Annotated in this window: 24 protein-coding genes; 4 read left to right on the top strand and 20 right to left on the bottom strand. The window is 66.7% G+C overall.

Annotated features, from left to right (window positions below; genetic code table 11):
• Positions 1–153 precede the first annotated feature (153 nt).
• The 3 genes from PV772_RS12365 to glnA are packed head-to-tail and all read right to left on the bottom strand — an operon-like array spanning position 154 to position 5,041.
• Positions 154–690, bottom strand: a complete 537-nt coding sequence (locus PV772_RS12365) for a GNAT family N-acetyltransferase (RefSeq protein ID WP_347886306.1) — start codon at positions 688–690, stop codon at positions 154–156.
• Complete coding sequence (locus tag PV772_RS12360) at positions 680–3,691, bottom strand: bifunctional [glutamine synthetase] adenylyltransferase/[glutamine synthetase]-adenylyl-L-tyrosine phosphorylase (RefSeq protein ID WP_141160829.1); 3,012 nt, start codon at positions 3,689–3,691, stop codon at positions 680–682. The genes PV772_RS12365 and PV772_RS12360 overlap by 11 nt, the downstream gene beginning before the upstream one ends.
• Positions 3,692–3,700: 9 nt before the next feature.
• Positions 3,701–5,041, bottom strand: coding sequence for a type I glutamate--ammonia ligase (glnA, locus tag PV772_RS12355; protein WP_141160830.1), 1,341 nt, complete (start codon positions 5,039–5,041; stop codon positions 3,701–3,703).
• A gap of 276 nt (positions 5,042–5,317) precedes the next feature.
• On the opposite strand from glnA, the gene panB reads away from it, so the two are divergent.
• A complete protein-coding gene (panB, locus tag PV772_RS12350) occupies positions 5,318–6,205 on the top strand; it encodes a 3-methyl-2-oxobutanoate hydroxymethyltransferase (RefSeq protein ID WP_141160831.1) in 888 nt (295 codons plus the stop codon).
• A 15-nt stretch (positions 6,206–6,220) separates the two neighbouring features.
• Here panB and PV772_RS12345 read toward each other — a convergent pair whose 3' ends face one another.
• The gene (locus PV772_RS12345) at positions 6,221–6,385 is read right to left on the bottom strand and encodes an SPOR domain-containing protein (protein WP_141181249.1); all 165 of its coding nucleotides are present in this window, start codon (positions 6,383–6,385) and stop codon (positions 6,221–6,223) included.
• 116 nt (positions 6,386–6,501) lie between these two features.
• Here PV772_RS12345 and map point away from each other — a divergent pair, with 116 nt between their 5' ends.
• Positions 6,502–7,380 carry a type I methionyl aminopeptidase gene (map, locus tag PV772_RS12340; RefSeq protein ID WP_141181248.1) on the top strand — a complete coding sequence of 293 codons (879 nt, stop codon included), beginning with the start codon at positions 6,502–6,504 and terminating at the stop codon, positions 7,378–7,380.
• Between the two features lie 111 nt (positions 7,381–7,491).
• Complete coding sequence (gene ppgK / locus PV772_RS12335; RefSeq protein ID WP_141160834.1) at positions 7,492–8,295, top strand: polyphosphate--glucose phosphotransferase; 804 nt, start codon at positions 7,492–7,494, stop codon at positions 8,293–8,295.
• Between the two features lie 52 nt (positions 8,296–8,347).
• Here ppgK and nrdR read toward each other — a convergent pair whose 3' ends face one another.
• The 3 genes from nrdR to PV772_RS12320 form a co-directional block, all read right to left on the bottom strand.
• The gene (gene nrdR / locus PV772_RS12330; RefSeq protein ID WP_141160835.1) at positions 8,348–8,851 is read right to left on the bottom strand and encodes a transcriptional regulator NrdR; all 504 of its coding nucleotides are present in this window, start codon (positions 8,849–8,851) and stop codon (positions 8,348–8,350) included.
• Between the two features lie 135 nt (positions 8,852–8,986).
• Positions 8,987–10,360, bottom strand: a complete 1,374-nt coding sequence (hisD, locus tag PV772_RS12325; protein WP_307362000.1) for a histidinol dehydrogenase — start codon at positions 10,358–10,360, stop codon at positions 8,987–8,989.
• 4 nt (positions 10,361–10,364) lie between these two features.
• Complete coding sequence (locus tag PV772_RS12320; protein WP_141160837.1) at positions 10,365–10,898, bottom strand: hypothetical protein; 534 nt, start codon at positions 10,896–10,898, stop codon at positions 10,365–10,367.
• A 127-nt stretch (positions 10,899–11,025) separates the two neighbouring features.
• Between PV772_RS12320 and PV772_RS12315 the strand changes: the two genes are divergently transcribed.
• Positions 11,026–11,526, top strand: coding sequence for a flavin reductase family protein (locus tag PV772_RS12315; protein ID WP_141160838.1), 501 nt, complete (start codon positions 11,026–11,028; stop codon positions 11,524–11,526).
• A 71-nt stretch (positions 11,527–11,597) separates the two neighbouring features.
• On the opposite strand, the gene dnaE is transcribed toward PV772_RS12315, so the two are convergent.
• The 13 genes from dnaE to ftsW all read right to left on the bottom strand — a co-directional run bounded on the left by dnaE (position 11,598) and on the right by ftsW (position 26,287).
• Positions 11,598–15,155: a DNA polymerase III subunit alpha gene (gene dnaE / locus PV772_RS12310; protein ID WP_141181245.1), complete on the bottom strand. Its 3,558-nt coding sequence runs from the start codon at positions 15,153–15,155 to the stop codon at positions 11,598–11,600.
• Between the two features lie 49 nt (positions 15,156–15,204).
• Positions 15,205–16,131, bottom strand: a complete 927-nt coding sequence (locus PV772_RS12305; RefSeq protein ID WP_141160840.1) for an RluA family pseudouridine synthase — start codon at positions 16,129–16,131, stop codon at positions 15,205–15,207.
• Positions 16,124–16,696 (bottom strand): signal peptidase II, encoded by a 573-nt coding sequence (gene lspA / locus PV772_RS12300; protein ID WP_347886305.1) that lies wholly within the window; start codon positions 16,694–16,696, stop codon positions 16,124–16,126. Before lspA ends, PV772_RS12305 begins: the two co-directional genes overlap by 8 nt.
• A gap of 94 nt (positions 16,697–16,790) precedes the next feature.
• On the bottom strand, positions 16,791–17,477 hold the full coding sequence (locus PV772_RS12295) for a DivIVA domain-containing protein (RefSeq protein WP_141181244.1): 687 nt from the start codon (positions 17,475–17,477) through the stop codon (positions 16,791–16,793).
• 175 nt (positions 17,478–17,652) lie between these two features.
• Positions 17,653–17,940 carry a YggT family protein gene (locus tag PV772_RS12290; RefSeq protein ID WP_141160843.1) on the bottom strand — a complete coding sequence of 96 codons (288 nt, stop codon included), beginning with the start codon at positions 17,938–17,940 and terminating at the stop codon, positions 17,653–17,655.
• A 135-nt stretch (positions 17,941–18,075) separates the two neighbouring features.
• Positions 18,076–18,606, bottom strand: coding sequence for a cell division protein SepF (sepF, locus tag PV772_RS12285; protein ID WP_141160844.1), 531 nt, complete (start codon positions 18,604–18,606; stop codon positions 18,076–18,078).
• Between the two features lie 90 nt (positions 18,607–18,696).
• The gene (locus tag PV772_RS12280; RefSeq protein WP_347886304.1) at positions 18,697–19,446 is read right to left on the bottom strand and encodes a YggS family pyridoxal phosphate-dependent enzyme; all 750 of its coding nucleotides are present in this window, start codon (positions 19,444–19,446) and stop codon (positions 18,697–18,699) included.
• The gene (locus tag PV772_RS12275) at positions 19,439–20,128 is read right to left on the bottom strand and encodes a polyphenol oxidase family protein (protein WP_347886303.1); all 690 of its coding nucleotides are present in this window, start codon (positions 20,126–20,128) and stop codon (positions 19,439–19,441) included. The genes PV772_RS12280 and PV772_RS12275 overlap by 8 nt, the downstream gene beginning before the upstream one ends.
• 8 nt (positions 20,129–20,136) lie before the next feature.
• A complete protein-coding gene (gene ftsZ, locus PV772_RS12270) occupies positions 20,137–21,372 on the bottom strand; it encodes a cell division protein FtsZ (protein ID WP_141160847.1) in 1,236 nt (411 codons plus the stop codon).
• A 184-nt stretch (positions 21,373–21,556) separates the two neighbouring features.
• Positions 21,557–22,330: a cell division protein FtsQ/DivIB gene (locus tag PV772_RS12265; protein ID WP_347886309.1), complete on the bottom strand. Its 774-nt coding sequence runs from the start codon at positions 22,328–22,330 to the stop codon at positions 21,557–21,559.
• 142 nt (positions 22,331–22,472) lie between these two features.
• A complete protein-coding gene (gene murC / locus PV772_RS12260; RefSeq protein ID WP_347886302.1) occupies positions 22,473–23,849 on the bottom strand; it encodes a UDP-N-acetylmuramate--L-alanine ligase in 1,377 nt (458 codons plus the stop codon).
• Positions 23,846–24,946, bottom strand: a complete 1,101-nt coding sequence (gene murG, locus PV772_RS12255) for an undecaprenyldiphospho-muramoylpentapeptide beta-N-acetylglucosaminyltransferase (RefSeq protein WP_141181237.1) — start codon at positions 24,944–24,946, stop codon at positions 23,846–23,848. Before murG ends, murC begins: the two co-directional genes overlap by 4 nt.
• A 6-nt stretch (positions 24,947–24,952) precedes the next feature.
• Positions 24,953–26,287 (bottom strand): putative lipid II flippase FtsW, encoded by a 1,335-nt coding sequence (ftsW, locus tag PV772_RS12250; protein ID WP_347886301.1) that lies wholly within the window; start codon positions 26,285–26,287, stop codon positions 24,953–24,955.
• Between the last annotated feature and the right edge of the window lies 1 nt (position 26,288).

The following is a 26,288-nucleotide window of genomic DNA, read 5'->3' as shown; positions in this document are numbered from 1 at the left end:
CGATCAGACCCGTTAACCGGGCCTGGAACCCCTAGACCTCCGGAGCTTCTTCACTGAGGCATCGATCACGCGAAAACTGAGGTTCTCATTTGAGGCAACGTATTAGTCCTCCCGGAGGTATTGCAATGAGGCAACAGGTGCCGGTCCGGCGCGTTACGGCCGCGCCACGCAGCCGAAACTGTGGAACATGGTCCGTTGCGGCCCCGCCGAACCGCCGAGGTACCGCCCTGTGTCGACGAAACCGGCGCGGCTGTACGCGGAGAAGCCCGCAGGGTTCTCCTCATTGACGGAAAGTACGACGCCGGACTCGCAGCTTTGGTGCCGGGCGGTGAGCTTGCGTGCGGCCTCCACAGCGGCGGTAGCCGCCAGGGTGCCCAGCCCCTTCCCCTGGTGCCGGCTGTCGATGAGGAAGCCCCGCAGCAGCCAGGCTGAGCTGTCGTCGGGCCACCCTGCAAGGCCTGCCGCCTCCGCCTGGAGGGTCAGGACACCGGCTGCGTTTCCGCCGGACTCTACGACGTAGGGGTGCCGTGACACTTCCGCGAGCCCTGCCAGGACCATGCGCAGGGGGTCGCCCACGAACCGTTCCTGGCCGGGCAGCAGCGACATGTCCGCGATCGCGCCGAGCTGGATGGCCCGGGCGTCGGCGTCCAGGTCACGGAGCGGAATGAGCCACACCCAGTCAGTGCCCATAGAAGACACGCTCAAAGACGGCCCGGGCCCGCCGGCTCACCCGCAGGTAGTCCTCCTCCAGCGCAGCGGCATGGCCCGGCTCGTAGCCGCACCAGCGCGCCACGGCCTCGAGGTCGCGGCGCGAGGACGGCAGGAGGTCGGAGGCCTTGCCGCTCCAGATGACGTTGGCCGACCGGATGCGGCTGGCCAGCCGCCACGCCTCTGCAAGCAGGCCGGCGTCTGCAGCGTCCAGCAGGCCAAGATCCGCTGCGGCTCCAAGGGCCTCGAGCGTGGACGTGGTCCGGAGTTCCGGGTGTTTCCCGGCCTGCTGGAGCTGCAGCAACTGCACCAGCCACTCGACGTCGCTCAGGCCGCCGCGGCCCAGTTTGAGGTGCCGGGCAGGGTCGGCGCCGCGCGGCAGCCGCTCCGATTCCACCCGGGCCTTGATGCGCCGGATCTCGCGTACGTCCTGTTCCGCTATGGCTTCCGGGTACCGGATGGGATCGATCAGCTTGAGGAAATCAGCGGCCAGGGCATCGTCGCCGGCCATGGGCCTCGCCCGCAAAAGGGCCTGCGCCTCCCAGATGAGGGACCAGCGGCGGTAGTACTCGGCGAAGGAGTCCAGGGAACGCACCATGGCCCCGTTCTTGCCCTCGGGACGAAGGTCGGCGTCCATCTGCAGGACGCGTTCTGCCATGATGGCCGGCTTCAGTGGCTGGGTGAGCAGGCTGGACACCTTCGCCACGATGCGGGCGGCCTGTTCCTGCGCCTCCGCTTCGGAGAAACCCGGCAGGGCACGGTGGACGTACATGACATCCGCGTCGGACCCGTAGCCGATCTCCCTGCCGCCCTGGCGGCCCATGGCCACCACCAGCACGGTGGTCTTGAGCGGTCCGCCGGCGGAGACAATCCCTTCGGCCACCCGCAAGGCGCCCAGGACTGCGGCGCGGTCGGTGTCGGCAAGGGCCCTGCCCACGTGGTCCTGGTCCAGGAGGCCGGCGGAATCGGCGATCGCGATGCGGAGGATTTCCCGGCGCCGGATCAGCCGGATCAGGCGCATGGCGCTCTCGGGGTCCTCGTGCCGCGACATCTTGGCGGTGATTTCCTGCCACTGGGCTTCGAAGCCCACCGGAACCAGGTCCTTGTCCTGGCCCAGCCACGCCACGGACTCCGGCGAAACCTCCAGCAGGTCGGCGATCAACCGGGAATTGGACAGCATGTGGCACAGCCGTTCGGCAGCGGCGTTGGAGTCCCGGAGCAGCCCAAGGTACCAGTGCGTGGTGCCCAGCGCCTCGCTGACGCGGCGGAAGGCAAGCAGGCCGGCGTCCGGGTCCACCCCCTCGGCGAGCCAATCGAGCAGGATCGGCAGGAGCTGGCGTTGCAGGGCTGCCCTGCGGCTCACCCCTGCCGTGAGCGCCTCAATGTGCCGCATCGCGCCCCGCGGGTCCTGGTAGCCCAGCGCCGCAAGCCGTCCCTGCGCCGCCTCGGGGGTGAGCCTGGCGTCCTCGCTGCTGAGCTTGGCCGCCGTGTTGAGCAGCGGCCGGTAGAAGATGCGCTCGTGCAGTTCGCGGACCGAGCGCTTGGTGCGCTGCCAAGCGGACAGCAGGGTGTCCGGGCTGGGCCGTTCGTTGGAAAACGGCCCCAGCACCGCCTTGGCCAGGGAGCGCAGCGCCGGCTCCGCAACCGGCATGAGGTGGGTGCGGCGGAGCTGGAACAGCTGGATCCTGTGTTCCAGGAGGCGCAGGTACCGGTAGGCGTTGTCAAAGGCGGCGGCGTCGGAGCGGCCAATGTAACCGCCCGCTGACAGTGCGGCGATCGCCGAGGTGGTGTCCCGCCGTCGTAATGTCTCATCTGCCTTGCCGTGCACCAGTTGGAGCAGCTGGACGGTGAACTCGACGTCGCGCAGCCCGCCGCGGCCCAGCTTGATCTGGCGCTGCTCCTCGGCGGCCGGAATGTTCTCGGTGACCCGGCGGCGCATCGCCTGCACGGATTCCACGAAGCCGTCCCGCCCGGCCGAACTCCAGATCAGCGGGGCCACGGCTTCTTCGTAGGCCCGGCCAAGTGCGGCATCGCCGGCGATGGCACGGGCCTTGAGCAGCGCCTGGAATTCCCAGCTCTCGGCCCACCTGGCGTAGTACGTCTCGTGCGAGGCGAGGGTGCGCACCAGCGGCCCCGACTTGCCCTCCGGCCGCAGGTTGGCGTCAACCTCCCACAGACCCGGTTCCCGCGCCACGGACGATATGGCCCGCGAGATGCCGCTGGCCAGGGCCGTGCCGATGGTGTTGGCCTGCGCGTCCTCCAGGCTTCCGGCGTCCACCACGTAGATGACGTCGACGTCGGAGATGTAGTTCAGCTCCCGGGCTCCGCATTTGCCCATGCCAATGACGGCGAGGCCGACGTCGGCGATGTCGGCTGCGCTGTGCTGCTCCGCGGCTTCGGCGCGGGAGACCGCCAGCGCGGCCTCGATGGCGGCAGCGGCCAGGTCCGCCAGTTCGCCGCCCACCGATGGCAGGAAGTCCAGCGGGTCCGCGGCGCAGAGGTCTTTCACGGCGAGGTCCACCAGCCCGCGCCGGTAGGCGGTGCGCAGGGCGGCGTAGGCGTCCGTGCCCGTGGCGGCAGCAACGGGCCGGGCGGCACGCGGGTCGGCGCCCACGGACTGCAGGAGGGTGGCGCGCAGCCGTCCGGGATCGGCTGGCAGCGGCTCGGGGCTGGCCCGGACCTCGAACGCGTCCAGGTGCTCCGGGTGCCTGATGAGGAACTCCCCCAGGGCCTCGGAGGCGCCCAGGACCCGGTACATGGGCTCGCTTTCCTCCAGGTCGGCAGCTGCCAGGTTCCGGAGTTGCGGGTGCTTTTCAATCAGCCGGACCAGGGACTGCAGGGCGGTGTCGGGGCTGGCGGCAAGCTGCAGTCCGGCGAAGAGCCTGTCCTGGTCCAGGCCTTCGAGTTCGCGCGCGGCAAGGAACCGTTCGCCCTTTTCCAGGTCGCTGAATCCGGCCGCAATGAGGCGGCGTGCCAGGCTCACGCCGGGCACCTAGAGGATGCCGAGGTTGCGCTGCAGCTCGTAGGGCGTCACCTGCAGCCGGTAGTCCTGCCACTCGGCCCGCTTGTTGCGCAGGAAGTGCTCGTAGACCTGTTCGCCAAGGATCTGCGGCATCAGCTCGGAGTCCTCCATGGAGCGGATGGCGTCGTGCAGGCTGGCCGGGAGCGGATCATGGCCCATGGCGCGGCGTTCGGCCGAGCTCAGCGACCAGACGTCGTCCTCGGCTGCGGCGGGGAGGTCATAGCCTTCCTCGATGCCCTTCAGGCCCGCGCCGAGCAGGACAGCGTAGGCGAGGTACGGGTTGGCGGCGGAGTCGATGCCCCGGTACTCGATCCGGGCGGACTGGCCCTTGCCGGGCTTGTACAGCGGCACGCGGACCAGGGCGGAGCGGTTGTTGTGGCCCCAGCTGAGGTAGCTGGGGGCCTCGCCGCCGCCCCACAGGCGCTTGTAGGAGTTGACGAACTGGTTGGTGACCGCGGTGAACTCCGGGGCGTGCTTGAGGATGCCGGCGATGAACTGGCGGGCCGTCTTGGACAGCTGGAACTCCGCTCCTGCCTCGAAGAACGCGTTGCTGTCGCCTTCGAAGAGCGAGAAGTGCGTGTGCATGCCGGACCCGGGGTGGTCGGTGAACGGCTTGGGCATGAAGGTGGCATACGTGCCCTGCTGCAGCGCCACTTCCTTGATGACGGTGCGGAACGTCATGATGTTGTCGGCCGTCTGCAGGGCGTCCGCGTAGCGAAGGTCGATCTCGTTCTGGCCCGGGCCGGCCTCGTGGTGGCTGAATTCAACCGAGATGCCCACGGATTCCAGCATGGTCACCGCGGTGCGGCGGAAGTCCTGGGCCACGCCGCCCGGCACGTGGTCGAAGTAGCCGCCCTCATCAACGGGTACCGGAGCGCCGTTCGGACCCGGTTCGTGCGACTTGAGCAGGTAGAACTCGATTTCGGGGTGCGTGTAGCAGGTGAAGCCCATGTCCGCAGCCTTGGCCAGGGTGCGCTTGAGCACGTTGCGCGGATCGGCCGCGGAGGGCTCGCCGTCAGGGGTAAGGATGTCGCAGAACATCCTGGAGGTTTGCTCGGTCTCGCCGCGCCATGGCAGGATCTGGAAGGTGGCGGGGTCCGGCTGGGCCAGCATGTCAGACTCGAAAACACGGGCCAGTCCCTCAATGGAGGAGCCGTCGAATCCGAGGCCTTCCTCGAACGCACCTTCCACTTCCGCCGGTGCCAGCGCCACGGACTTCAGCGAACCCACGACGTCGGTGAACCACAGGCGCACGAAACGTACGTCGCGCTCTTCAATTGTGCGCAGGACAAACTCTTGCTGGCGGTCCATGATGGCCTCTTCTCCGGTCAACGTCCATGCTCCGGGTCCGCGCAAAGGGGAATGCCGGCAGCAGTTCACCATCACTGTACTAATCATTCGGCGCCGATGCTTGAGCCTGCGCCGTGCGTAACACACCATTAACCTGGCGGTTCCCCAATCGGGCCTCCGTACCGGCGCCGGCGGCGGTATGCGGGCCCGATCAGGGACGCAGCTATGGCGCTTATCACCTTTTGGCGGGGATGCCCGCGGTAGCTAGGACGGCCGGTACCGCACTACGCTCATCCCATGGCTTCCAACAGCTCCGGCTCCAGCGCGTCCGCAGAAGTACCCGCCCCGTACGGCAACGGCCCCGGCGTGCCGGTTCCTGCCGAACGGAAGCCCGCCAAGGTCCGTATCCACCACCTTCAGCAGGCCAAGCGGGACGGCACCAGGTTCGCCATGCTTACGGCGTACGAACAGTACACAGCCGGGATCTTTGACGCTGCGGGCATTGAAGTGCTCCTGGTCGGTGACTCGGCGTCCAACAACGTCTTTGGCAATGAAACCAGCCTGCCGGTGACCGTAGACGAGCTGCTCCCCCTCTGCCGGGCGGTGGCGAGGTCCGCAAAGCGCGCCCTGGTGGTGGCAGACCTGCCGTTCGGCAGCTACGAGGTCAGCGCGGAACAGGCTGTCGCCGCCGGCGTCAGGTTCCTGAAGGAAGGGCTGGCCCACGCGGTGAAGATCGAGGGCGGAAAATACTACGCCCCCACGGTCCGCGCCATGGTGCAGGCCGGCATCCCGGTGATGGCCCATATCGGCTTCACGCCGCAGAGCGAGCACGTCCTCGGCGGCTACCGCGTCCAGGGCCGCGGCGATGACGCCCAACGGCTGATCGAGGACGCACGCGCACTTGAAGAGGCCGGAGCGTTCTGCGTGCTGATGGAAATGGTTCCCGCGGAGACGGCCGCGGCGGTCGACGCGGCGCTGACCGTCCCCACCGTGGGTATCGGTGCGGGGAAGGCCACCACGGGCCAGGTCCTTGTGTGGCAGGACATGGCGGGGCTTCGCGGCGGCCGGATGGCCAAATTCGTCAAGCAGTACGCGGACCTGCGCAGCACCCTGCACGACGCCGCCACCGCCTACGGGGACGATGTCCGCTCCGGTACGTTCCCCGGCCCGGAGCACTCCTTCTAGGCAGGAAGCGGCCGGTCAGTCGTCGTCGCCCTTTTCCCAGGCGTCGTTGCGCGCCTTGACCTTCTCGATGGCGTGCTCCGCTTCTTCGCGGGTCTTGTAGGGCCCAATGAGCTGGCTCCAGTCCGAGAGCCGGTCTTCTTCCACTTCGTGGGTGTTGATGTTGAACCAGTACTCAGTCATCGTTGCTCCTCGTTCAGGACAGGAAACCGGGGTGATCCACGTAACACAGACACTTACGCGCGCCCTCCCAGCTTGTCGGTTGTTAGGCGTTCTGTGGTCCCTTATATGATCAATCTATGCCTTCCCTTGCCTCCACTGCACCCATTGGCACCCTCACCCCGGGTACTTTGAGTCCGCAGCGTCCCGTCCCGGCGTCCATCCCCCGTCCGGAGTACGTCGGCAAGCCGGCCCCCGCCAAATTCACCGGCTCCGAGGTCAAGAGCGCGGAGACCATCGAGAAAATCCGGATTGCCGGGAAGATCGCGGCGCAGGCCATCGTGGAGGTGGGCAAGCACATCCGCCCCGGCGTCACCACGGACGAGCTGGACAAGGTGGGCCACGAATTCCTGCTGGACCACAACGCCTACCCTTCCACGCTCGGGTACCGTGGATTCCCCAAGTCCCTGTGCTCCTCCCTGAACGAGGTCATCTGCCACGGCATTCCGGACAGCACCGTGGTCCAGGACGGCGACATCCTGAACATAGATATCACCGCATACCTCAACGGCGTCCACGGAGACACCAACTACACGTTCCTGGTGGGGGACGTGGACGAAGAATCGCGGTTGTTGGTGGAGCGAACCCAGGAGTCACTGAACCGCGCCATCAAAGCCGTGGCGCCCGGGCGTGAAATCAACGTGATTGGCAGGACCATCCAGTCCTACGCCAAACGTTTTGGCTACGGCGTGGTCCGCGACTTCACCGGCCACGGCGTCGGGGAAGCCTTCCACACTGGACTGATCATCCCCCACTACGACGCCGCCCCCGCCTACAACACCGTGATCGAGCCGGGCATGGTGTTCACCATCGAGCCGATGCTCACCCTGGGCACGGTGGAATGGGACATGTGGAGCGATGACTGGACCGTGGTCACCCGGGACCGCAAGCGCACCGCCCAGTTCGAGCACACCCTGCTGGTCACCGAGACCGGCGCCGAAATCCTCACCCTGCCGTAGCCCCGCCCATGCCCGCTACCGGGCATGTTGCAGGTGCCACCCGGCCGCCTGCCACGGGCCGCACCCCAGCAGCCCACTATCCTGCCCGCCCCTGTCAAGAACGGAATCCCATTGGCCAAGAAGGACGAGAAGTCGCACAAGAACGCACCGCTGATCGGTATCGACATCGGTGGTACGGGCATCAAGGGCGGCATTGTCGACCTGAAGAAGGGCAAGCTCCTGGGCGAACGCTTCCGGGTGCCCACCCCGCAGCCCGCCACGCCTGAAGCAGTCGCCGAGGCCGTAGCCCTGGTGGTGGCCGAACTCTCGGCCCGCCCGGAAGCTCCGGAGGCCGGTTCCCCCGTGGGCGTGACCTTCCCGGGAATCATCCAGCACGGCGTGGTCCACTCCGCCGCCAACGTGGACAAGAGCTGGCTGGACACGGACATCGACGCCCTCCTCACCGCCCGGCTTGGCCGTCCGGTGGAAGTCATCAACGACGCCGACGCCGCAGGGCTGGCGGAGGCGCGGTACGGTGCCGGCGCCGGAGTCTCCGGCACGGTCCTGGTGATCACGCTCGGTACCGGCATCGGTTCAGCCTTCATCTTCGATGGAAAGCTCGTGCCCAACGCAGAGCTGGGCCACCTTGAAATTGACGGCCACGACGCCGAATCGAAGGCGTCCGCCGTTGCCCGCGAACGGGACGGCCTGTCATGGGACGAGTACAGCGTGCTCCTGCAGCGCTACTTCTCGCATGTGGAGTTCCTGTTCTCACCGGAACTGTTCATCGTGGGCGGCGGCATTTCCAAGCGCGCCGACGAGTACCTTCCCAACCTCAAGCTCCGCACCCCGATTGTCCCGGCTGTCCTGCGGAACGAGGCAGGCATTGTGGGCGCAGCCCTGGAGATCGCACTCCAGCACAAGCTGGCAAAGTAGGAGTGGTGCCGGTGGCGGCTGCGGCTTCCCCTCCGCTGCCGCCACCGGAGTTTTAGAGGGGGCTCTTCTCGGAGCTCTTTGCGGCACCGGCTGCGCCCTTGGCGCCTTCGCCGGCCTCGTGGCGGAGCAGTGCAATGGCAGTCTCGAAGTCCTCGAGGGAATCAAAGGCCTGGTACACGCTGGCAAAGCGGAGGTAGGCCACCTCATCGAGTTTCTGCAGCGGTCCAAGGATGACCAGTCCCACTTCATGGGCTTCGATTTCAGCGGCCCCGGATGCACGGATCTGCTCTTCGACTTCCTGGGCCAGCATGGCGAGGTCGTCCTCGCTCACGGGCCGGCCCTGGCAGGCCTTGCGCACACCGTTGATCACCTTGCTGCGGCTGAACGGTTCACCGACGCCGGAGCGCTTGATGACGGACAGGCTGGTGGTTTCCACCGTGGTGAAGCGGCGGCCGCATTCGGGGCACTGACGGCGCCTGCGGATGGCCGAGCCGTCGTCCGTCATCCGGCTGTCCACCACGCGGGAATCAGGGTTTCGGCAGAACGGGCAGTACATGGCGTTCCCCCTTTTCGCTCGTGGTGTGCAACGGTGTGGAAGCCAGCAGCACCGCCGGGGGGCGGTGCCGTGGCATGACCCAGTTTACGGGCAGATGTGGGGTAATAACAATCCTGTAATTACTACATGTAGTGGTCACTGGTCGCCCGGGAACCGTGCCGTGACGGCGTCCCCGTGGGCCGGAAGGTCCTCGGCCCGGGACAGGCTTACGATGTGCCCGCTGACCTCAGCCAGGGCGTCCCGGCTGTAGTTGATGACCTGGATGGCCCGCAGGAAGGTGGTCACGTTCAGGCCGGAGGAAAAAGCGGCCGTCCCGCTGGTGGGCAGCACATGGTTGGAGCCGGCGCAGTAGTCGCCAAGGCTGACCGGACTGTAATCTCCCACGAAGATGGCGCCGGCATTGCGGATGCGGGCGGCCACGGCGGGGGCGTTCCGGGTCATGATTTCCAGGTGTTCCGCGGCATAGGCGTCACAGGCAGCGATCCCTTGTTCCAGGCCGTCAACCAGCACCACGCCCGACTGCGGGCCGGACAGCGCCTCCTGCACCCTGGCCGAGTGCTTGGTAGCGGCGGCCTGCAGCGCCAGTTCAGCACGCACGGCGGCGGCCAGGTCTTCGGAGTCGGTGATGAGCACTGACGCGGCCTTGGGATCGTGCTCGGCCTGGCTGAGAAGATCGGCGGCCACCAGGGCGGGCTGGGCGGAATCGTCGGCGAGGATCGCAATCTCCGTGGTTCCCGCCTCGGAGTCGATGCCCACCACGCCCTTGACCAGGCGCTTGGCCGTGGCGACGAAAATATTGCCGGGACCTGTCACCACATCCACCGGTTCCAGTGCCGGACCAGCCTCAGCGGCTTCGATGCCATAGGCGAACGCGGCGATGGCCTGGGCTCCGCCAATGGCGTAAACCTCGGTGATGCCCAGCAGCGCTGCCGCCGCCAGGATGGTGGGGTGCGGCAGGCCGCCGAATTCCTTTTGCGGGGGCGAGGCCAAGGCAATGGATTCCACGCCGGCCGCCAGGGCGGGCACGACGTTCATGATCACCGACGACGGGTACACGGCGAGGCCGCCGGGAACGTACAGTCCCACGCGGGCCACAGGCACCCAGGTCTGGCTCACCACGGCGCCGTCGCCGAGCTCGATGTCGACATTGCGGGGACGCTGCCCGTCCGCGAACTTCCGCGCGCGGCTGATGGATTCCTCGAGTGCGGCCCGCACGGCCGGGTCAAGCTGGTCCAGTGCTGCGGCGATTGCCTCCCCGGGAACCAGCGGGTGCTGCTGCTCCACGCCGTCGAACCGTTCAGCAAGTTCTGCCAGCGCCGCGAAGCCGCCCTGCCGGACGGCGGAAATGATCTGCAGGACCTTCTCCTCGGCGTCCGCCACGGTCTGGCCCTTGGCACGCGGCACCGCGGCCCGAAGAGCCGGCAGGGTCAGGTTGCGGCCCCGAAGGTCAATGGTGCGGAAGTCGACGGCGGCTGTCACGGGGGCGGGGAAATCCGGGGATGTGGTCACCGCTCTATTTTACGGGGCTGTTCGCCCCCGCCGTTTCCATCCCGGCTTCGTCGGGCTGCCTGCCGGCCGCTGTAACCAGTTCAAGGATGAAGACCGACACGGCGGTCGCGGCGGGCCAGAGCAGGAGGACCGGCCATGCCCGCAGGGAGAAGGCGATGCTGGCATTCGCTCCGGTGTCCACGGCAGGGCCCCACAGCCGTCCGGCCAGGACCCCTGTCCCCCAGGCCACGGCGCTGCCCGCCAGCGCCCCGGCCAGCCCGGCCAGCAGGGCCACCTGCGGGTCGGAACGCTTGCCGTCGGCCAGGAACACGGCCAGCAGGCAGCCGGCCACAACCAGGATGCCTGCGAGGGTGAGGTCGCGGGGAAGCCACACCAGGGGCGCCGTTCCGGCTGCCAGGGCGGGGTCCCGGGTAATCAGGTTCAACCCGCCCGGCGCCAGGATCCACCATAGGAGTCCCGCCGGAATGCCAGCCGCCGCCGGGACCAGCAGCAGGGACCAGGGCAGCCGCCGCCTGGCGGGGCGGGCGAAGTTCGTCATGCAACACACCTTAACAAAGGTTCCTGCACGGTCATTCGAGCCGGTCCTCCCGCCGCCTGTTTTCCGGCCATGACCGCGGGCCAATACGCTTGGGGAAAGAGTTACGCCACCTAGTCCAGGAGTTCCGGTGACCGACAACAGCGAGCCGTTCGAGCAGACGTTCAGGGAGATGTTCCGCCGCCATGCCGCGGGCGTCGCCATCATCACCGTGAATTACCAGGACGAGCCCTATGGCTTTACCGCCACGTCGGTGGCTTCCCTGTCGGCAAAGCCGCCGCGCTTCACCTTCAACATGGCGCGCAGTTCCAGGTCCTGGCCCGCCGTGGCCAACACGCAGTACTTGGGAGTGCACATGCTGGGCCTGGACAACCAGGAACTTGCTGCCCGCTTCGCCCGCCCCGGGAACCGCTTTGAAGGCAACCACTGGGAAATTGGTCCGCACGGGGTGCCCATCCTCAAGGATGTCGCCGGGTGGCTGATCGGCGAGATCCAGATGCGCCTTTCCTTCGAGAACAACGCCGTCGTGGTGGTCCAGGTGGTGGACGGCCAGGTGGGCGGCGAAGGATCGCCGCTGCTGTACCACGGGGGCGCCTATGGGCAGCCGGTGCCGCTGGACTACGAGATCTGACAGCTTCGGTGGAACGGCACAAAGGGGCGGCCGACGACGGGAGGTGATTCCCGGCGTCGGCCGCCTGTTTGTCAGGCGTCCAGGCAGGCCGGGCCCAGCAGGACCTTGAGGTCACCGAACAGCGACGGGCTGGGGTTCACCCGAAGGTGGACGGGGAGGCCCATGATCTCGGTCCGGGTGTCACCTTGCAGGTGCAGCCGGACCTCCGAGTTGCCCCGATGGGTGCGCAGCACGTCCCCAAGCTCCGTGACCACGGCCTCGGTGGCCTTGTGCGTGGGCATGGTGATCACCAGGGGCCCGTGCAGCCCTTCGCTGAGGTCCGGAACGGAAAGCTCCATGCAGTTCAGGGTGATGGCGCCGTCGTCGCGCTTCTGGAGCCTGCCCTTGACCACCACGATCAGGTCCTCGGCAAGCACGGAGGCGATGGGCCCGTAGACCTGGCCGAAGAACATGACTTCAATCGACCCGCCCAGGTCCTCAATTTCCGCACGGGCGTAGGCGTTGCCGCTGGCTTTCGCGATGCGGCGGCTCAGGGAGGTGATCATGCCCGCGATGGTGATGATGGCCCCGTCCTGCGGGCCGTCCTCGCCCAGGATCGTGGTGATGCTCATTTCGGCGTGCTGGGCCAGGAGGCCTTCGAGTCCCTGCAGCGGGTGGTCGGAGACGTACAGGCCCAGCATGTCGCGTTCGAAGGAGAGCTTGTCCTTCTTCTCCCACTCGGGCAGGTCCGGAATCTCGATACTGAGGGACGCCTCCGACTCGGCCTCCTCGAAGCCGGCAAAGAGGTCGAACTGGCCGATCGCCTCGTTCCGTTTCAAGGTGATGACGGAGTCGATGGCCTCTTCGTGGATCATGGCCAGCGCGCGCCGGTGGTGGCCCAGGGAGTCGAACGCCCCGGACTTGATCAGGGATTCGATGGTCCTCTTGTTGCAGACCACCGCCGGCACCTTCATCAGGTAGTCCTTGAAGGACGTGTAGGCGCCTTCGCTCTCGCGTGCCGTGACCATGGCCTCGACGGCATTGGCACCGACGTTGCGGATGGCGCCCATGCCGAAGCGGATGTCATTGCCCACAGGGGTGAAGTTCAGGGCGGACTCGTTGACATCCGGTGGAAGCACCGTGATGCCCATGCGGCGGCACTCGTTCAGGTAGATGGCGGACTTGTCCTTGTCGTCACCGACCGACGTCAGCAGCGCTGCCATGTACTCGGGTGCATAGTGCGCCTTCAAATACGCGGTCCAGTAGGAGATGACTCCATACGCTGCCGAGTGTGCCTTGTTGAAGGCGTAGTCGGAGAAGGGCAGGAGGATGTCCCAGAGGGTCTTGACCGCTTCCATGGAGTAGCCGTTGTCCTGCATGCCCTGCGAGAAGCCGGCAAACTGCTTGTCCAGCTCCGACTTCTTCTTCTTGCCCATGGCGCGCCGGAGGATATCTGCCTGGCCCAGCGAGTAGCCGGCCAGCTTCTGGGCTACGGCCATCACCTGCTCCTGGTACACGATCAGGCCGTACGTTCCGCCCAGGATCTCCTTGAGCGGTTCCTCCAGCTCCGGGTGGATGGGAATGACTTCCTGGATCCCGTTCTTGCGCAGCGCATAGTCGGTGTGCGCGTTGGCGCCCATGGGGCCCGGCCGGTAGAGCGCCAGCACGGCGGAGATGTCTTCGAAGTTGTCAGGCTTCATGAGCTTGAGCAGGGACCGCATGGGTCCGCCGTCGAGCTGGAACACGCCCAGGGTGTCGCCGCGGGCCAGGAGCTCGTAGGACGGGGCGTCGTCGAGCTCCAGGTTTTCCAGGTCCAGGTCGATGCCGCGGTTCATCTTGATGTTCTCGAGGGCGTCGGAAATGATCGTCAGGTTCCGCAGGCCCAGGAAGTCCATCTTGATCAGGCCCAGGCCCTCGGACGTGGGGTAATCGAACTGGGTGATCACCTGGCCGTCCTGGAAGCGGCGCATGATGGGGATGACATCGATGATGGGGTCCGAGGACATGATCACGCCGGCGGCGTGCACGCCCCACTGCCGCTTCAGGCCCTCGATGCCGAGGGCCGTCTCGAAGACCTTGGCAGCCTCGGGGTCGGTGGCGATCAGCTGCCGGAAGTCGCCGGCCTCGCTGTAGCGCTTGGCGTCCGGGTTCTGGATGTCCGCGAGGGGGATGTCCTTGGCCATGACTGCGGGAGGCAGCGCCTTGGTCAGCGTCTCGCCCATGCTGAACGGGTAGCCCAGGACGCGAGAGGAGTCCTTGAGGGCCTGCTTGGTCTTGATGGTGCCGTAGGTGACGATCATCGCCACGCGTTCGTCACCGTATTTGCGGGTGACGTAGTCGATGACTTCCGAGCGTCGCCGGTCATCGAAGTCGACGTCGAAGTCGGGCATGGAGACGCGGTCCGGGTTGAGGAAGCGTTCGAAGATCAGGCCGTGGCGCAGGGGGTCGAGGTCGGTGATGCGCATGGCGTAGGCCACCATGGAACCTGCACCCGAGCCACGGCCGGGGCCAACGCGGATGCCGTTGTTCTTGGCCCAGTTGATGAAGTCGGCGACCACCAGGAAGTAGCCGGGGAACCCCATGGACGTGATGACGCCGAGCTCGTAATCAGCCTGCTTGCGGACCTCGTCCGGGATACCGCCCGGGTAGCGGTACTGCAGGCCTTTGTCCACTTCCTTGACCAGCCAGGAGGTTTCGTCCTCGCCGGGCGGGCAGGGGAACCGGGGCATGAAGTTGGCGTCCGTGTTGAAGGACACCTCGCAGCGTTCGGCGATCAGCAGGGTGTTGTCGCAGGCGTCGGGGTGGTCGCGGAAGAGCTCGCGCATTTCCTGCGGGGACTTGAGGTAGTAGCCGCTGCCGGAGAACGCGAACCTCGAGCCGCCGTTATCATAGGTGGGTTCCAGCAAAGTGGAGCCGGACTGGATGGCCAGCAGGGCCTCGTGCGCCTTGGCGTCGTGCTCGTGCGTGTAGTGCAGGTCGTTGGTGGCCACCAGGGGCAGGTTCAGGTCCTTGGCGAGCCGCAGCAGGTCGCCGGTGACCCGCCGTTCGATGTCCAGCCCGTGGTCCATCAATTCGCAGAAGTAGTTCTCAGCGCCGAAGATGTCGCGGAACTCGGCCGCTGCCTCCAGTGCTTCGCGGTACTGGCCGAGACGGAGCCGGGTCTGAACCTCGCCGGAGGGGCAGCCCGTGGTGGCGATGAGTCCCTCTGAATACGTGTTGAGCAGCTCCCGGTCCAGCCTGGGCCACTTGCCGAAGACCGAGTCGAGGGAGGCGATGGACGAGGCCCGGAAGAGGTTCCGCATGCCCACGTTGTTGTAGCTCAGGAGCGTCATGTGCGTGTAGGAACCGCCGCCGGAGACGTCGTCCTTGCGCTGGGACTCATCGCCCCAGCGCACGCGTTCCTTGTCCGTCCGGGCAGTCCCGGGCGTTACATACGCTTCGACGCCGATGATCGGCTTGATGCCCTTGTCCGTGGCCTTGCGCCAGAAATCGAACGCGCCGAACAGGTATCCGTGGTCGGTGGTGGCGAGGGCCGGCATTCCCAGGCGCTCGGTTTCATCGAACAGCTCCCCCAGGCGGGCAGCTCCATCCAGCATGGAATATTCGGTGTGGGTGTGCAGGTGGACAAACGAATCATTGCTGGAACTCACCGCACTATTCTAAGCGCTGCCCCCGGACGGTCCGGCCAGGCCGGCCGTGTCAGGCCTGGCCTGACTCCAGCACTTCCAATGCGTAGGCCAGGTCCTGCGGGTACTCGCTGCTGACCGTAACCCGCTCCCCCGTCACAGGGTGGTCGAAGGCGAGTTGACGGGCGTGCAGCCACTGCCGGGTCAATCCCAGGGTGGCGGCCAGGCGGGGATCGGCGCCGTAGGTCAGGTCACCGGCGCAGGGGTGCCGGAGCGCGGAGAAATGGACACGGATCTGGTGCGTGCGGCCCGTTTCGAGGTGGACCTCCACCAGGCTGGCCTTGCCGAACGCCTCCAGGACTTCGTAATGGGTGACGGAGGGACGCCCGTCCTCGATGACGGCGAAACGCCAGTCGTGCCCGGGGTGGCGGCCGATCGGGGCGTCGATGGTTCCGGTCAAGGGATCAGGCAGGCCCTGCACCACGGCGTGGTAGACCTTGTCCACAGTGCGCTCCTTGAAGGCGCGCTTGAGGGCTGTGTAGGCGCGCTCGGATTTGGCCACCACCATCACCCCGGAGGTGCCGACGTCGAGCCGGTGGACGATTCCGGCCCGCTCCGGGGCACCCGAGGTGGAGATGCGGTACCCGGCGGCGGCAAGGCCGCCCACCACAGTCGGCCCCACCCAGCCCGGTGAGGGATGGGCTGCCACGCCCACGGGTTTGTCGACGACGACGAAATCGTCGTCATCGAGCAGGATATTCAGGCCTTCCACGGCTTCCTCCACGACTTCAAGCGGGTCCCGCCGTTCCGGGACGGTGACCTCCAGGGTGTCCCCGGTGACGAGTTTTGCCGACTTGCCCAGGGCCTTGCCCCGGTTGAGCACGTGGCCGTCAGCAAGCAGTGAGGCGGCGACGGACCGCGAAACGCCCAGGATCCCTGCCAAGCCGGCATCAGCGCGTGCCCCGCCGTACTCTTCGGGGATAACCACGTGGTCAGTCATGGCCGGCCGTGTCCTTGTGTGCGCTCCCCAGCCGCGTTCCGTCCAGGGCGATCCCGCGGATGGTCAGGATGCAGATGATGGCGACGGCCGACACGACGGCGGAGTCGGCAATGTTGAAGATCGCGAAATTGGGGAGCTGGATGAAGTCCACCACGTGTCCCATGCCGAAGGACGGTTCACGGAAGAGCCGGTCGGTAAGGTTGCCCAGCGCCCCGCCCAGCAGCAGGCCCAGGGCCAGGGCCCACCAGGCGGAGCCCAGCCGGCGGACCTGGAAAAGGATGGCGATGGCGACACCGGCCATGATGATCGAAAACACCCAGGTGACGTTCTCGCCGATGGAGAAGGCAGCCCCGGAGTTCCGGATGAAGTACCAGTGCAGCAATGGGGGCAGGACCGGGATCCGCTCCCCTTCCACTATGGTGGACGTGACCCAGAGTTTGGTCAGCTGGTCCAGGACGTAGGCGAAGACCGCGAACCCCGCGAAGAGGGACAGCAGCACCGCCCGGCGGGGGCGCGGCGAAGGTGGGACAGGGCGTGCCGCATCGGCGGCAAGTTCGTCAGTCATGGTGCTTTCAATTCGTGGAACTTGGGTGTGAATGCCAAAAGCCGGTGGCCGAGGAATCCTCAGCCACCGGCTTTCAGAATACGTGCTGCCAGCCTTAGTTGGCTTCGCTGACTTCCGGGGTCGCGACGGAGCCGCGGGCATCCAGGTCGCGGAGCTGGCCTTCGATGTAGGCCTTGAGGCGTGACCGGTAATCGCGTTCGAAGCCGCGGAGCTGCTCCACCTTGCGTTCCAGGACGGAGCGCTGCTGTTCCAGGGCACCGAGGATCTTGCGGGACTTTTCCTGCGCGTCGTTGACGAGGCTGCTGGCTTCGATCTGCGCTTCGGCGATGATCTTGTCCTTCTGGGCCTGGCCGTCGGCGACGTGGCGGTCATGCATCTGCTGTGCCATGGCCAGCAGGCCGGCGGCGGATTCAGCAGAAGGCGTGGCAACAGCGGCGGGCGCGGCCGGTGCAGCTGCAGCCGGGGCGGCCGGCTGGACATCCTTCTTCTTGCTGGCTTCGGCTGCCTTGGCCTCTGCCTCTGCCTTCTCGCGGGCTTCGTCCTTGTCGGACTTGGCCGGCGCGGGGACCTTCTCCACCACGGGAGCGGCGGCAGAGCTTGCCGGAACGCTGGAACCTGCTTCGGCGAGCTTCTTGCGGAGCTCGTCGTTTTCCTGGTTCAGGCGGCGGAGTTCGACGACGATTTCGTCCAGGAAGTCGTCAACTTCGTCCTGGTCATAGCCCTCACGGAACTTGGTGGGCTGAAAGCGCTTGTTGACAACGTCTTCTGGCGTCAAAGCCATCTGGTCACCTCACTGGTCTGGTTAGTCAGTAGGCCTTCCGGCCGTCAAAACTAAGGTACCTAAATTTGGTCTGCTTACTCTAATTCAACACTGCGGTGTCAAACGGGAGGTTTCTTCGCTTTACAGTAGCCGTTCCGGGAGGGAACAGGCTGCATTGCTGGGCCTGGCGGAAAAATCAGGCCAGTCCCCTGGTGACGTTCATGGCGATACTGACGCCGATGAACAGGATCAGGAAGCCCAGGTCCAGGGAGACTCCGCCAAGCCGGAGCGGCGGGATCAGCCGCCGCAGGCCCTTCAGTGGAGGGTCCGTGATGGAGTAGACGGCGTGCGCTGCCACCAGCGCAGCGCCCCGGGGCCGCCATTCCCTTGCGAACATCTGTACCCAGTCGAACACCAGGCGGATGATGAGGGCCACGAAGAACAGCAGCAGGGCGAGATAGAGAAGTCCGAAAACAATTCCCATGACTTATTTCATATCTCCATATTCATGCGGGCCGGCCCTGGCGGCGGCCGCTGTCGTACTGCTGTTGTCTTGTCTATTTCAGCACAGATGCCAGACAGGTGTCCCTGCCTGGCATCTATGAACAGCCTGTGGTGCTTAGCTTTGGTTGAAGAAGCTGGCCTGCGTGTCGCTGGCCTTCTTGTCGTCACCAATCACTTCGACGTAGGACGGTGAGAGCAGGAACACCTTGTTGGTGACCCGTTCGATGCTTCCGCGCAGGCCGAAGACGAGTCCTGCCGAGAAGTCCACCAGGCGCTTGGCGTCGGCCTCACCCATGTCCGTGACGTTCATGATCACCGGAATACCATCCCGGAAGCTCTCGCCGATGAGCTTGGCATCGTTGTAGGAGCGCGGGTGGATGGTGGTGATCTGGCGCAGGCCGGTGTTCTCTTCACGGCTCGAGGCCGCACGCTTTATGGGGGTCACAGGGGCGCGGTATTCCTCTTCAGGGGCGTAGGACGCCTCGCGGCTGACTTCGCGGACCGGCGCCGGGGCACGGCGTTCTTCGCGGTCGACTTCCATCGGTTCGTCCTCATCCTTACGTGTGGTCTGTTGCTCGGGCTCGTAATGCTCATCGCCGTCGGCGAGCCCAAGATAGATCATTGTCTTGCGCAGAGCGCCGGCCATGGTCGACTCCTAATCGTGTCCCGTAAGCGGGCCGCCCAATGATTTGACAGCACTGGAGTCCCCCGCCCATCACTTCCAATAGGACCGACGCTACCCCACGGCAGGACGGGAACCGAGAATATCGGAACCGATTCGCAGGTGTGTCGCCCCGAACTTGATGGCAGCCTCCAGGTCCTGGCTCATACCGGCTGAGATGGCACCGGCACCGGGGTGCGCCGCCACCAGCAGGGCGGAAACGGCGGCCAGTTTTTCGAACGCCGGCCCGGGCGGGGCGCCCAGCGGAGCCACTGCCATGACGCCTGCCAGCTTGAGGCCATCGGCACCGGCAATCCGCTCTGCCAGGAGTGGCACGTCGGCGGGTGCTGCCCCGCCGCGGTGCGTGCCGCCGTCGTCGTCCTCAAGGCTGACCTGGATGAAGCACTCCAGCTGGGCACGCCCACTGGAATCCATCTCGTTCCGCACAGCCTTCGCCAGGGCGTCCACCAGCTGCGGCCGGTCCACCGAATGGACGGCGGCCGCGTAGCGCGCCACGGACCTGGCCTTCTTTGTCTGCAGCTGGCCCACAAAGTGCCACGCCAGCTTTAGGTCGGCGAGCTCCAGCGCCTTGGCGGCAGCTTCCTGGTCCCGGTTCTCGCCCACATCCGTGACACCGAGGGCGGCCAGGCGCCGGATGTCAGCTGCGGGGTGGAACTTGGTGACCACGATCAGCGAGGGGAGGTTGCCACTGCGGCCCGCTTCGCCGGCCGCTGCGGCGATCCGCTTCCGCACCACAGCGAGCCTGTCGGCGAGTTCTGCGCGGCGGGGATCGTGTTCCGGCCCGTCGTCCGGCCGCTCAACCATGGCACCAGACCAATCCGGCGAAGCGGCCCGTGTTCCGGTCCCGGCGGTACGAGTACAGCGAGTCCGTTTCCAGGGTGCAGCCGCCCGCATATTCCACCTGAACCCCCGCAGCCTCCAGCTGCGCCCGGGCACCAGCGGGCAGGTCCAGCGCCGGCGTGCCCCAGGCGGTGGTGCTCCGGGTTGCCGGAACCAGGGCTGACACCTCAGCGCGCAGGGCGTCGGGGACTTCGTAACAGGACCCACAGATCGACGGACCCAGCCAGGCCCGGATACGGGCGGCGCCCAGGGACTTCATGCTGTCCACGGCGGCCGGCAGGACGCCGTTGGCGATCCCGGGGCGGCCGGCATGCACGGCGGCAAGGACGGGTCCGTTCCCGGACTCCCCCGCCAGCAGCACCGGAATGCAGTCCGCCACCATGACAGCCAGGGGCAAGCCGCGGGACACCATGGCGTCGGCTTCGGGCACAGGTGACCCGGCGTCCATGATGGCCACGGTATTGCCGTGGACCTGGTTCATGAAACGCAACGAGCCGGGCGCCGCGGCAATGGACTCTTCCAGTCGCGACCGGCGCTCCCGGACCGCGGCGGGATCATCCCCCACGTGCAGGGCAAGGTTGCCCGCTCCCGTGTCGGTGAATGCGGCCGACACCCCGGGAAGGATGTCGGCGCGCCAATGGAACAATCCGCTGCCTACTTCAGGAAGTCGGGAACATCCAGGTCATCCGGGTGGGTTCCGGTCAGGTCCGGCTCCACCACGGAGGGCAGGTCCACGTCGAAGCCGGAGTCAGCGGGAACGGCCTGCGGACGCTGCTGCCCCCAGTTGCTCAGTCCCGCGGCGCCAACACCAGCGTGGATCGGCTGCACGTTCTGCTGGTGGTTTCCGTTGTTCGAGTGGGCCGAGGCGGGAGCAGCAGCAGGGGCAGCGGGCCGCTGGGGCGCGGCCTGCGGCTGGGACTGGTCCATGGAGGGTGAGGTGGCCTTGACGTCGTCGAAGCCTGCAGCGATCACAGTGACGCGTGCTTCATCACCCAGGGCGTCGTCAATGACGGCACCGAAGATGATGTTCGCCTCGGGGTGGGCCACTTCCTGCACCAGGCGGGCGGCCTCGTTGATTTCGAACAGGCCAAGGTCCGAACCGCCCTGGATGGACAGCAGCACGCCATGGGCGCCATCGATGGACGCTTCGAGCAGCGGTGAGGCGATGGCGAGTTCCGCAGCCTTCACGGCGCGGTCTTCGCCACGCGCGGAGCCAATGCCCATGAGGGCCGAGCCTGCACCCTGCATGACCGACTTGACGTCAGCGAAGTCAAGGTTGATCAGGCCCGGGGTGGTGATGAGGTCGGTGATGCCCTGGACACCGGAGAGCAGGACCTGGTCTGCGGAGCGGAACGCGTCAAGGACGGACACGTTGCGGTCGCTGATGGACAGCAGGCGGTCGTTGGGGATCACGATCAGCGTGTCCACTTCGTCGCGCAGCGCATCGATGCCTGCCTCGGCCGAACCGGCGCGGCGGCGGCCTTCGAAGGTGAAGGGACGGGTGACCACACCAATGGTCAGGGCGCCCAGCGAGCGGGCGATGCGGGCTACGACGGGTGCGCCGCCGGTACCCGTGCCGCCGCCCTCGCCGGCGGTAACGAAGACCATGTCGGCGCCGCGGAGGACTTCCTCGATCTCGTCCGCGTGGTCCTCGGCGGCCTGCTTGCCCACCTCGGGGTTGGCACCGGCACCGAGGCCACGGGTCAGCTCGCGTCCGACGTCGAGCTTCACGTCGGCGTCGCTCATGAGCAGGGCCTGGGCGTCGGTGTTGATGGCGATGAATTCAACACCCCTGAGGCCGACCTCGATCATGCGGTTGACTGCGTTCACGCCACCGCCGCCGATGCCGACGACTTTGATGACGGCCAAGTAATTCTGCGGAGCTGCCACGTTACGTGTCCCTTGTTCGTGTCTTATTGCGAAAACTGATGGAGAGCTTGAAGGCTGAAACCTTAACCTTCGAGTTGAAGGTTATAGTTATGTCAAGTAACTCTTGTCTGTGACGGTATTTCCTCTGGTTCCGACATTCAATAACCGGGTCCGCGTGTCGGATTAATACCGGGAAAGAAAGCGCTCAGCGCGTCACGGGGTGCCGGGGCACACTGACATCGTAGACCCTGACCGGGTTCTTGGGGTCCACCGGAGCCCTGAGGAGGGCGGCCAGGACCTTGGCCTTAAGTTCCTTCTCCGAGGCGTTGCCCCACACGATCGTCTGGCCGTCAACCAGCTTGAGCTCCACGGCATCCACGGACTGCGCCGACGCATTGGACAGCTTGGCCAGGATGTCGGCCGGAAGCGCACCCAGCACTGCCGCGGTGGCGCGGAACAGGTCCTGGCCGATCGCGCCGGCACCGCCGTCGATGACCGGAAGCGATGCCGACGCCGGATCGTCCGTGGTTGCCAGCTGGACGCCGTCGACGTCCACCAGCTGGTACTGCTCCCCCTGCTTGACCAAGGCCACCGGCACCCGCTCATGCACGGCAACGGCGAGGGTGGATGGCGGCCGCGCCTCGACTGATATGGATTTGACCTGGACCAGGGACCCGAGGAGGCCCCGCACGTCGTCGTCGCTGATCTGGGGCAGCGGCTTGCCGCGCAGGGGTTCCAGCGCCGCCTGGACCTGGGCAGGGGCCACGAAGTGCGTCCCCGTGACCGAAATGGTCTGCAGGGCCAGGACCGGCGAGTAAATAGCGGCGGCCAGCAGTCCCGCCACCAGCGCCAGCACTGTTCCAGCGGCGAGCAGGACTTTCTTCCTGCGGCGCCGCCCTTTGGGCTCGGGAAAGGCCAGGACCGTTGCGCCGGAGGGCTTTTCCACCTTCGCCTGCTTGGGCGCCGACGGCTCCGGGATGCTGCGGGATGCCGTAATAACGTCAGAACCGGAGGTGCTCTTTGGGGATGTGGCGGCCCGCGCCGCTGTTTCCGTGTCGTCCGCGGCCGGCGCGTCGGGGCGGACACTCCGCTTGGGCGGGGCGTAGGTGGGCCGGCGGGAGCTAGGCACGCAGCGCCTCCACGATCAGCGGGCCGTAGGCTGTGACGTCACCCGCGCCGACGGTGAGCACCACATCGCCGTCCGCCGCGGCTTCGGCCAGGGTCCCGACGGCGTCGGCCGCCGCAGTGAGCCGCCCTCCTCCGGCGAGGTGGTCTGCGATGAGCTGGCTGGTGACGCCCGGAATGGGGTCCTCCCTGGCGGGGTAGATGTCCAGGACCAGTGCGGTATCGGCAAGGTTGAGGGCCTCCGCGAACTGCTCCGCAAACTCCCGGGTACGGGAGAACAGGTGCGGCTGGAACAGGACGTGGACCCGGTGGCCGCCCGCTACCGAACGGGCAGCGGTGAGGGCCGCCCGGACCTCCGTGGGATGGTGCGCGTAGTCATCGAAGACCCTGACGCCTCGCGCTGATCCCTTCAGTTCGAACCTGCGTGAGGCGCCGGCGAAGTGTGCCAGGCCGGTGGCGGCTGCCGCAGGCTCCACGCCAAGTTCCAGGGCCACGGCAAACGCTGCCGCGGCGTTCAGCGCGTTGTGGCGTCCGGGAACCTGCAGTGACAGCCCGTACCGGGCGCCGTGTGCCTCCACCGCAACCTGGCCGGGACCGTCGTCGTGCAGGCGTATGTCCGCAGCCGCGTTGGTGCCGTACAGCAGGACCCGCGTGTTGCTCCTCGCCCTGGTCCGCTCCGCCAGGGCCAGCGCCCCCGCGTCGTCCGCGCAGGCCACCAGGAGGCCGTCGGCCGGCAGCAGGGCAGTAAAGCGGTCGAACGACTCGTACACGGCCTCAGCCGTGCCGTAGTAGTCAAGATGGTCGGGCTCCACATTGGTCACGACGGCGATGCGGGGCCGGTAATTCAGGAAGGAACCGTCGGATTCGTCCGCCTCGGCCACGAAGATGCCGGACGTGCCGTGCGCGGCATTGACGCCCAGCGCGGGGATCGTGGCGCCCACTGCGAACGACGGGTCCAGTCCCGCCGCCTGCAGCAGGACTGTGACCATGGAGGTGGTGGTCGACTTGCCGTGGGTTCCGGCTATCGTGACCACGGTGTCATTACCCATGGTGGCCGCCAGGGCCTGGGAACGGTGCAGTACCGGCAGCCCTGACTGCCGCGCCGCCGCAAGTTCCGGATTGTCGTCCCGGATGGCCGACCCCGCCACAACGGTCTCCGCATCGCCCAGGTTGCCGGCGTCGTATCCGACGGCGATGCGCGCACCGGCCGCGGCCAGGTCCGCCATTACGGGGAGGTCCTTTGCGTCGGAGCCGCTGACCGGTACGCCGCGTGCCACCATGATGCGGGCCACGGCGGACATTCCTACTCCCCCGATACCGATGAAGTGCACCCTGCCGAGGGAGGCCAGTTGGGGGGTGGTGTGGGCGTTCATGCAGATACCGCTTCCAGGACAAGACCAGCCATGCGCTGGTCGGCGTTTCGGATACCGAGCCGGTAGGACTTCGCTTCCATGGCGGCGAGCCGGGCTTTGTCGGTGACGAGCGGGACCAGTTCCCGGGCGACCCATTCCGGCGTGAAGTCCCTGTCCGCCACCAGCACCGCGCCGCCTGCGGCCACCAGGCCCGCCGCGTTCAGTGCCTGTTCCCCGTTTCCAATGGGAAGTGGCACCAGGACTGCCGGGACGCCCACCGCGGCAACTTCGCACACCGTGGCAGCCCCGGACCGGGCCAGCAGGAGGTCGGCCGCGGCGTAGGCGTGTTCCATGCCGTCGATGTACTCCACCTGCCGGTAACCCTTGGCGGCCAGGGGTTGGCCGGAGGGGTCAAGGACGGTCTTTCCGCGGCCGGTGACGTGGAGGGTCTGGATGCCGGCGTCCGCGAGGAGCCCGACGGAAGCGGCAACGGCCCGGTTGATGCTCTGTGCTCCTGACGATCCGCCCGTCACGATCAGGGTGGGCTGCTGGGGATCGAGCCCAAGGGCCCCGCGGGCCGCTGCCCTTGCCGCTTTCCGGTCCAGGCCGGAAATTTCCTTGCGCATCGGCATGCCCACGTGCACGGCGTTGCGGAGCGGTGTGCCCTCGAAAGCCACGGCAACCCGGCCGTTCAAGAAGGCCCCCACGCGGTTGGCCAGCCCGGGGCGGGCATTGGCTTCATGGATCACGATGGGAATGCGGCGTTTCCGTGCCGCCAGGTACAAGGGGGTGCAGACATAGCCGCCGACGCCAACCAGCACGTCGGCCTGCGCCCGGTCAAGGATGGCACCGGCCTGCCGGACTGCCCCGGCGAGGCGCCCCGGCAGGCGGAGCAGGTCGGCGGAGGGCCGGCGGGGAAACGGCACGCGGTCGATCGTGGCCAACTGGACCCCGGCGGCGGGGACCAGCCGGGTTTCCATTCCCGATGGCGTTCCAACCGCCAGGATCGAGGCATCCGGGGCTTCGCTGCGCAGGGCCGCGGCGATGGCGAGGAGCGGGCTGATATGGCCGGCCGTGCCGCCACCTGCCAGGACGATGGAAGGGTGTGTCGGAGTCATAGAGGGTTAGGCACGCTTTCTGGAATTCTTGGGCTGTTTGTTGTCCCGCCCCGGCTTGGGCCTGAACTTCAGCATCCGTTTGGGCCGCATGGCAGGCGCCATTTGCTCGCGGGCCAGGGACAGGACCACGCCTACGGCACACAGTGACATCAGCAGTGCCGAGCCGCCATAGGAAATAAAAGGCAGCGGAACGCCGATGACTGGCATCAGGCCGGTGACCACTGACATGTTCACTGTGGCCTGTCCCAACAGCCAGACCATGATGGTGCCGGCAAGGACGCGGTGGAACATGTCTTCCTGTGCCACCACCACACGGTAGATCGCGGCGCCAAGGATGGCGAAGAGGACCAGGACGACGACGGTTCCCACCAGGCCGAGTTCCTCGCCGATGATGGCGAAGATGAAGTCGTTGTGGGCTTCGGGGATCCAGCTGTACTTTTGCCGGCTCTGCCCCAGGCCCACCCCAAGCCAGCCGCCGGAGGCAAGGCCGTACATGCCGTTGGTTGCCTGGTAGTTCGCGTCAATGCCGTCGGCACAGGACTGCCCGGTCCACCAGGAAGTGATGCGGCACATGCGGTTGGAACTGGTGACGGCCATGACGGCAGTGCCGGCGGCCGCGATGATGCCTGCAATGCCGAAGAGGTAGAGCGGAACGCCGGCGAAGAACAGCGCAGCGGCCATGATCATCATGATGATCATGGCCGTGCCAAGGTCGTTGCCCACCAGGATCAGGACAATGACGATGGCCGCCATGGGTATGGCGGGTACCAGCACGTGCTGCCACCGGCTCAACAGCTTGCCTTTCCTCGCCAGCACCGTCGCCAGCCACAGTGCCAGGGCAAGTTTGGCCGCCTCTGACGGCTGGAACGTGATGCCGCCAAGATCGATCCAGTTCCGGTTGCCGTTGATCTCGGTACCCACCACCTGGACCAGGCCCAGGAGCAGCACGGCTGCCCCGACGGCGGGCCATGCGAGGCGCTTCAGCCAGACGACATTGATGCGTGAGAGCACGAACATGGTGAAGATGCCGATTGCGGCGAAGACGCCCTGTTTGAGGGCGTCGCCATAGGGGGACTTCCCGGCGGCAATGGATTCAACGCTTGAGGCTGAAAGGACCATCATGATGCCAATGGCCGTCAGGGCCAGGGTGGCGCCAAGAATGAGGTAGTAGGTGGACCCGTTCCGGGACTTGCCGGTGCCCTCCAGCGCCGACCAGAACCGGCGGTACAAGGTGCGCAGCTGTGCACCGGCAGCGGCGGGCTGCCGGACGGCGGTTGAGCCGGGCCGCGGTTGGCCGCCCTTCGGCGTGGCACCCTGTTGCCGGGTGGGCGTGCTGACCATT

It is taken from the genome of Pseudarthrobacter sp. CC12 (assembly GCF_039907755.1).
Lineage (GTDB): Bacteria > Actinomycetota > Actinomycetes > Actinomycetales > Micrococcaceae > Arthrobacter > Arthrobacter niigatensis.
Note: the sequence above shows the minus strand (reverse complement) of the source record. Positions and strands in the feature narration are given on the sequence as shown.

Coding starts and splice junctions, on each gene's coding strand:
- PV772_RS12365 (WP_347886306.1), bottom strand. CDS start 690: ATGGGCACTGACTGGGTGTGGCTCATTCCGCTCCGTGACCTGGACGCC.
- glnA (WP_141160830.1), bottom strand. CDS start 5,041: ATGGACCGCCAGCAAGAGTTTGTCCTGCGCACAATTGAAGAGCGCGAC.
- panB (WP_141160831.1), top strand. CDS start 5,318: ATGGCTTCCAACAGCTCCGGCTCCAGCGCGTCCGCAGAAGTACCCGCC.
- PV772_RS12345 (WP_141181249.1), bottom strand. CDS start 6,385: ATGACTGAGTACTGGTTCAACATCAACACCCACGAAGTGGAAGAAGAC.
- map (WP_141181248.1), top strand. CDS start 6,502: ATGCCTTCCCTTGCCTCCACTGCACCCATTGGCACCCTCACCCCGGGT.
- nrdR (WP_141160835.1), bottom strand. CDS start 8,851: ATGTACTGCCCGTTCTGCCGAAACCCTGATTCCCGCGTGGTGGACAGC.
- PV772_RS12320 (WP_141160837.1), bottom strand. CDS start 10,898: ATGACGAACTTCGCCCGCCCCGCCAGGCGGCGGCTGCCCTGGTCCCTG.
- PV772_RS12305 (WP_141160840.1), bottom strand. CDS start 16,131: ATGACTGACCACGTGGTTATCCCCGAAGAGTACGGCGGGGCACGCGCT.
- lspA (WP_347886305.1), bottom strand. CDS start 16,696: ATGACTGACGAACTTGCCGCCGATGCGGCACGCCCTGTCCCACCTTCG.
- PV772_RS12295 (WP_141181244.1), bottom strand. CDS start 17,477: ATGGCTTTGACGCCAGAAGACGTTGTCAACAAGCGCTTTCAGCCCACC.
- PV772_RS12290 (WP_141160843.1), bottom strand. CDS start 17,940: ATGGGAATTGTTTTCGGACTTCTCTATCTCGCCCTGCTGCTGTTCTTC.
- sepF (WP_141160844.1), bottom strand. CDS start 18,606: ATGGCCGGCGCTCTGCGCAAGACAATGATCTATCTTGGGCTCGCCGAC.
- PV772_RS12280 (WP_347886304.1), bottom strand. CDS start 19,446: ATGGTTGAGCGGCCGGACGACGGGCCGGAACACGATCCCCGCCGCGCA.
- murC (WP_347886302.1), bottom strand. CDS start 23,849: ATGAACGCCCACACCACCCCCCAACTGGCCTCCCTCGGCAGGGTGCAC.
- murG (WP_141181237.1), bottom strand. CDS start 24,946: ATGACTCCGACACACCCTTCCATCGTCCTGGCAGGTGGCGGCACGGCC.
- ftsW (WP_347886301.1), bottom strand. CDS start 26,287: ATGGTCAGCACGCCCACCCGGCAACAGGGTGCCACGCCGAAGGGCGGC.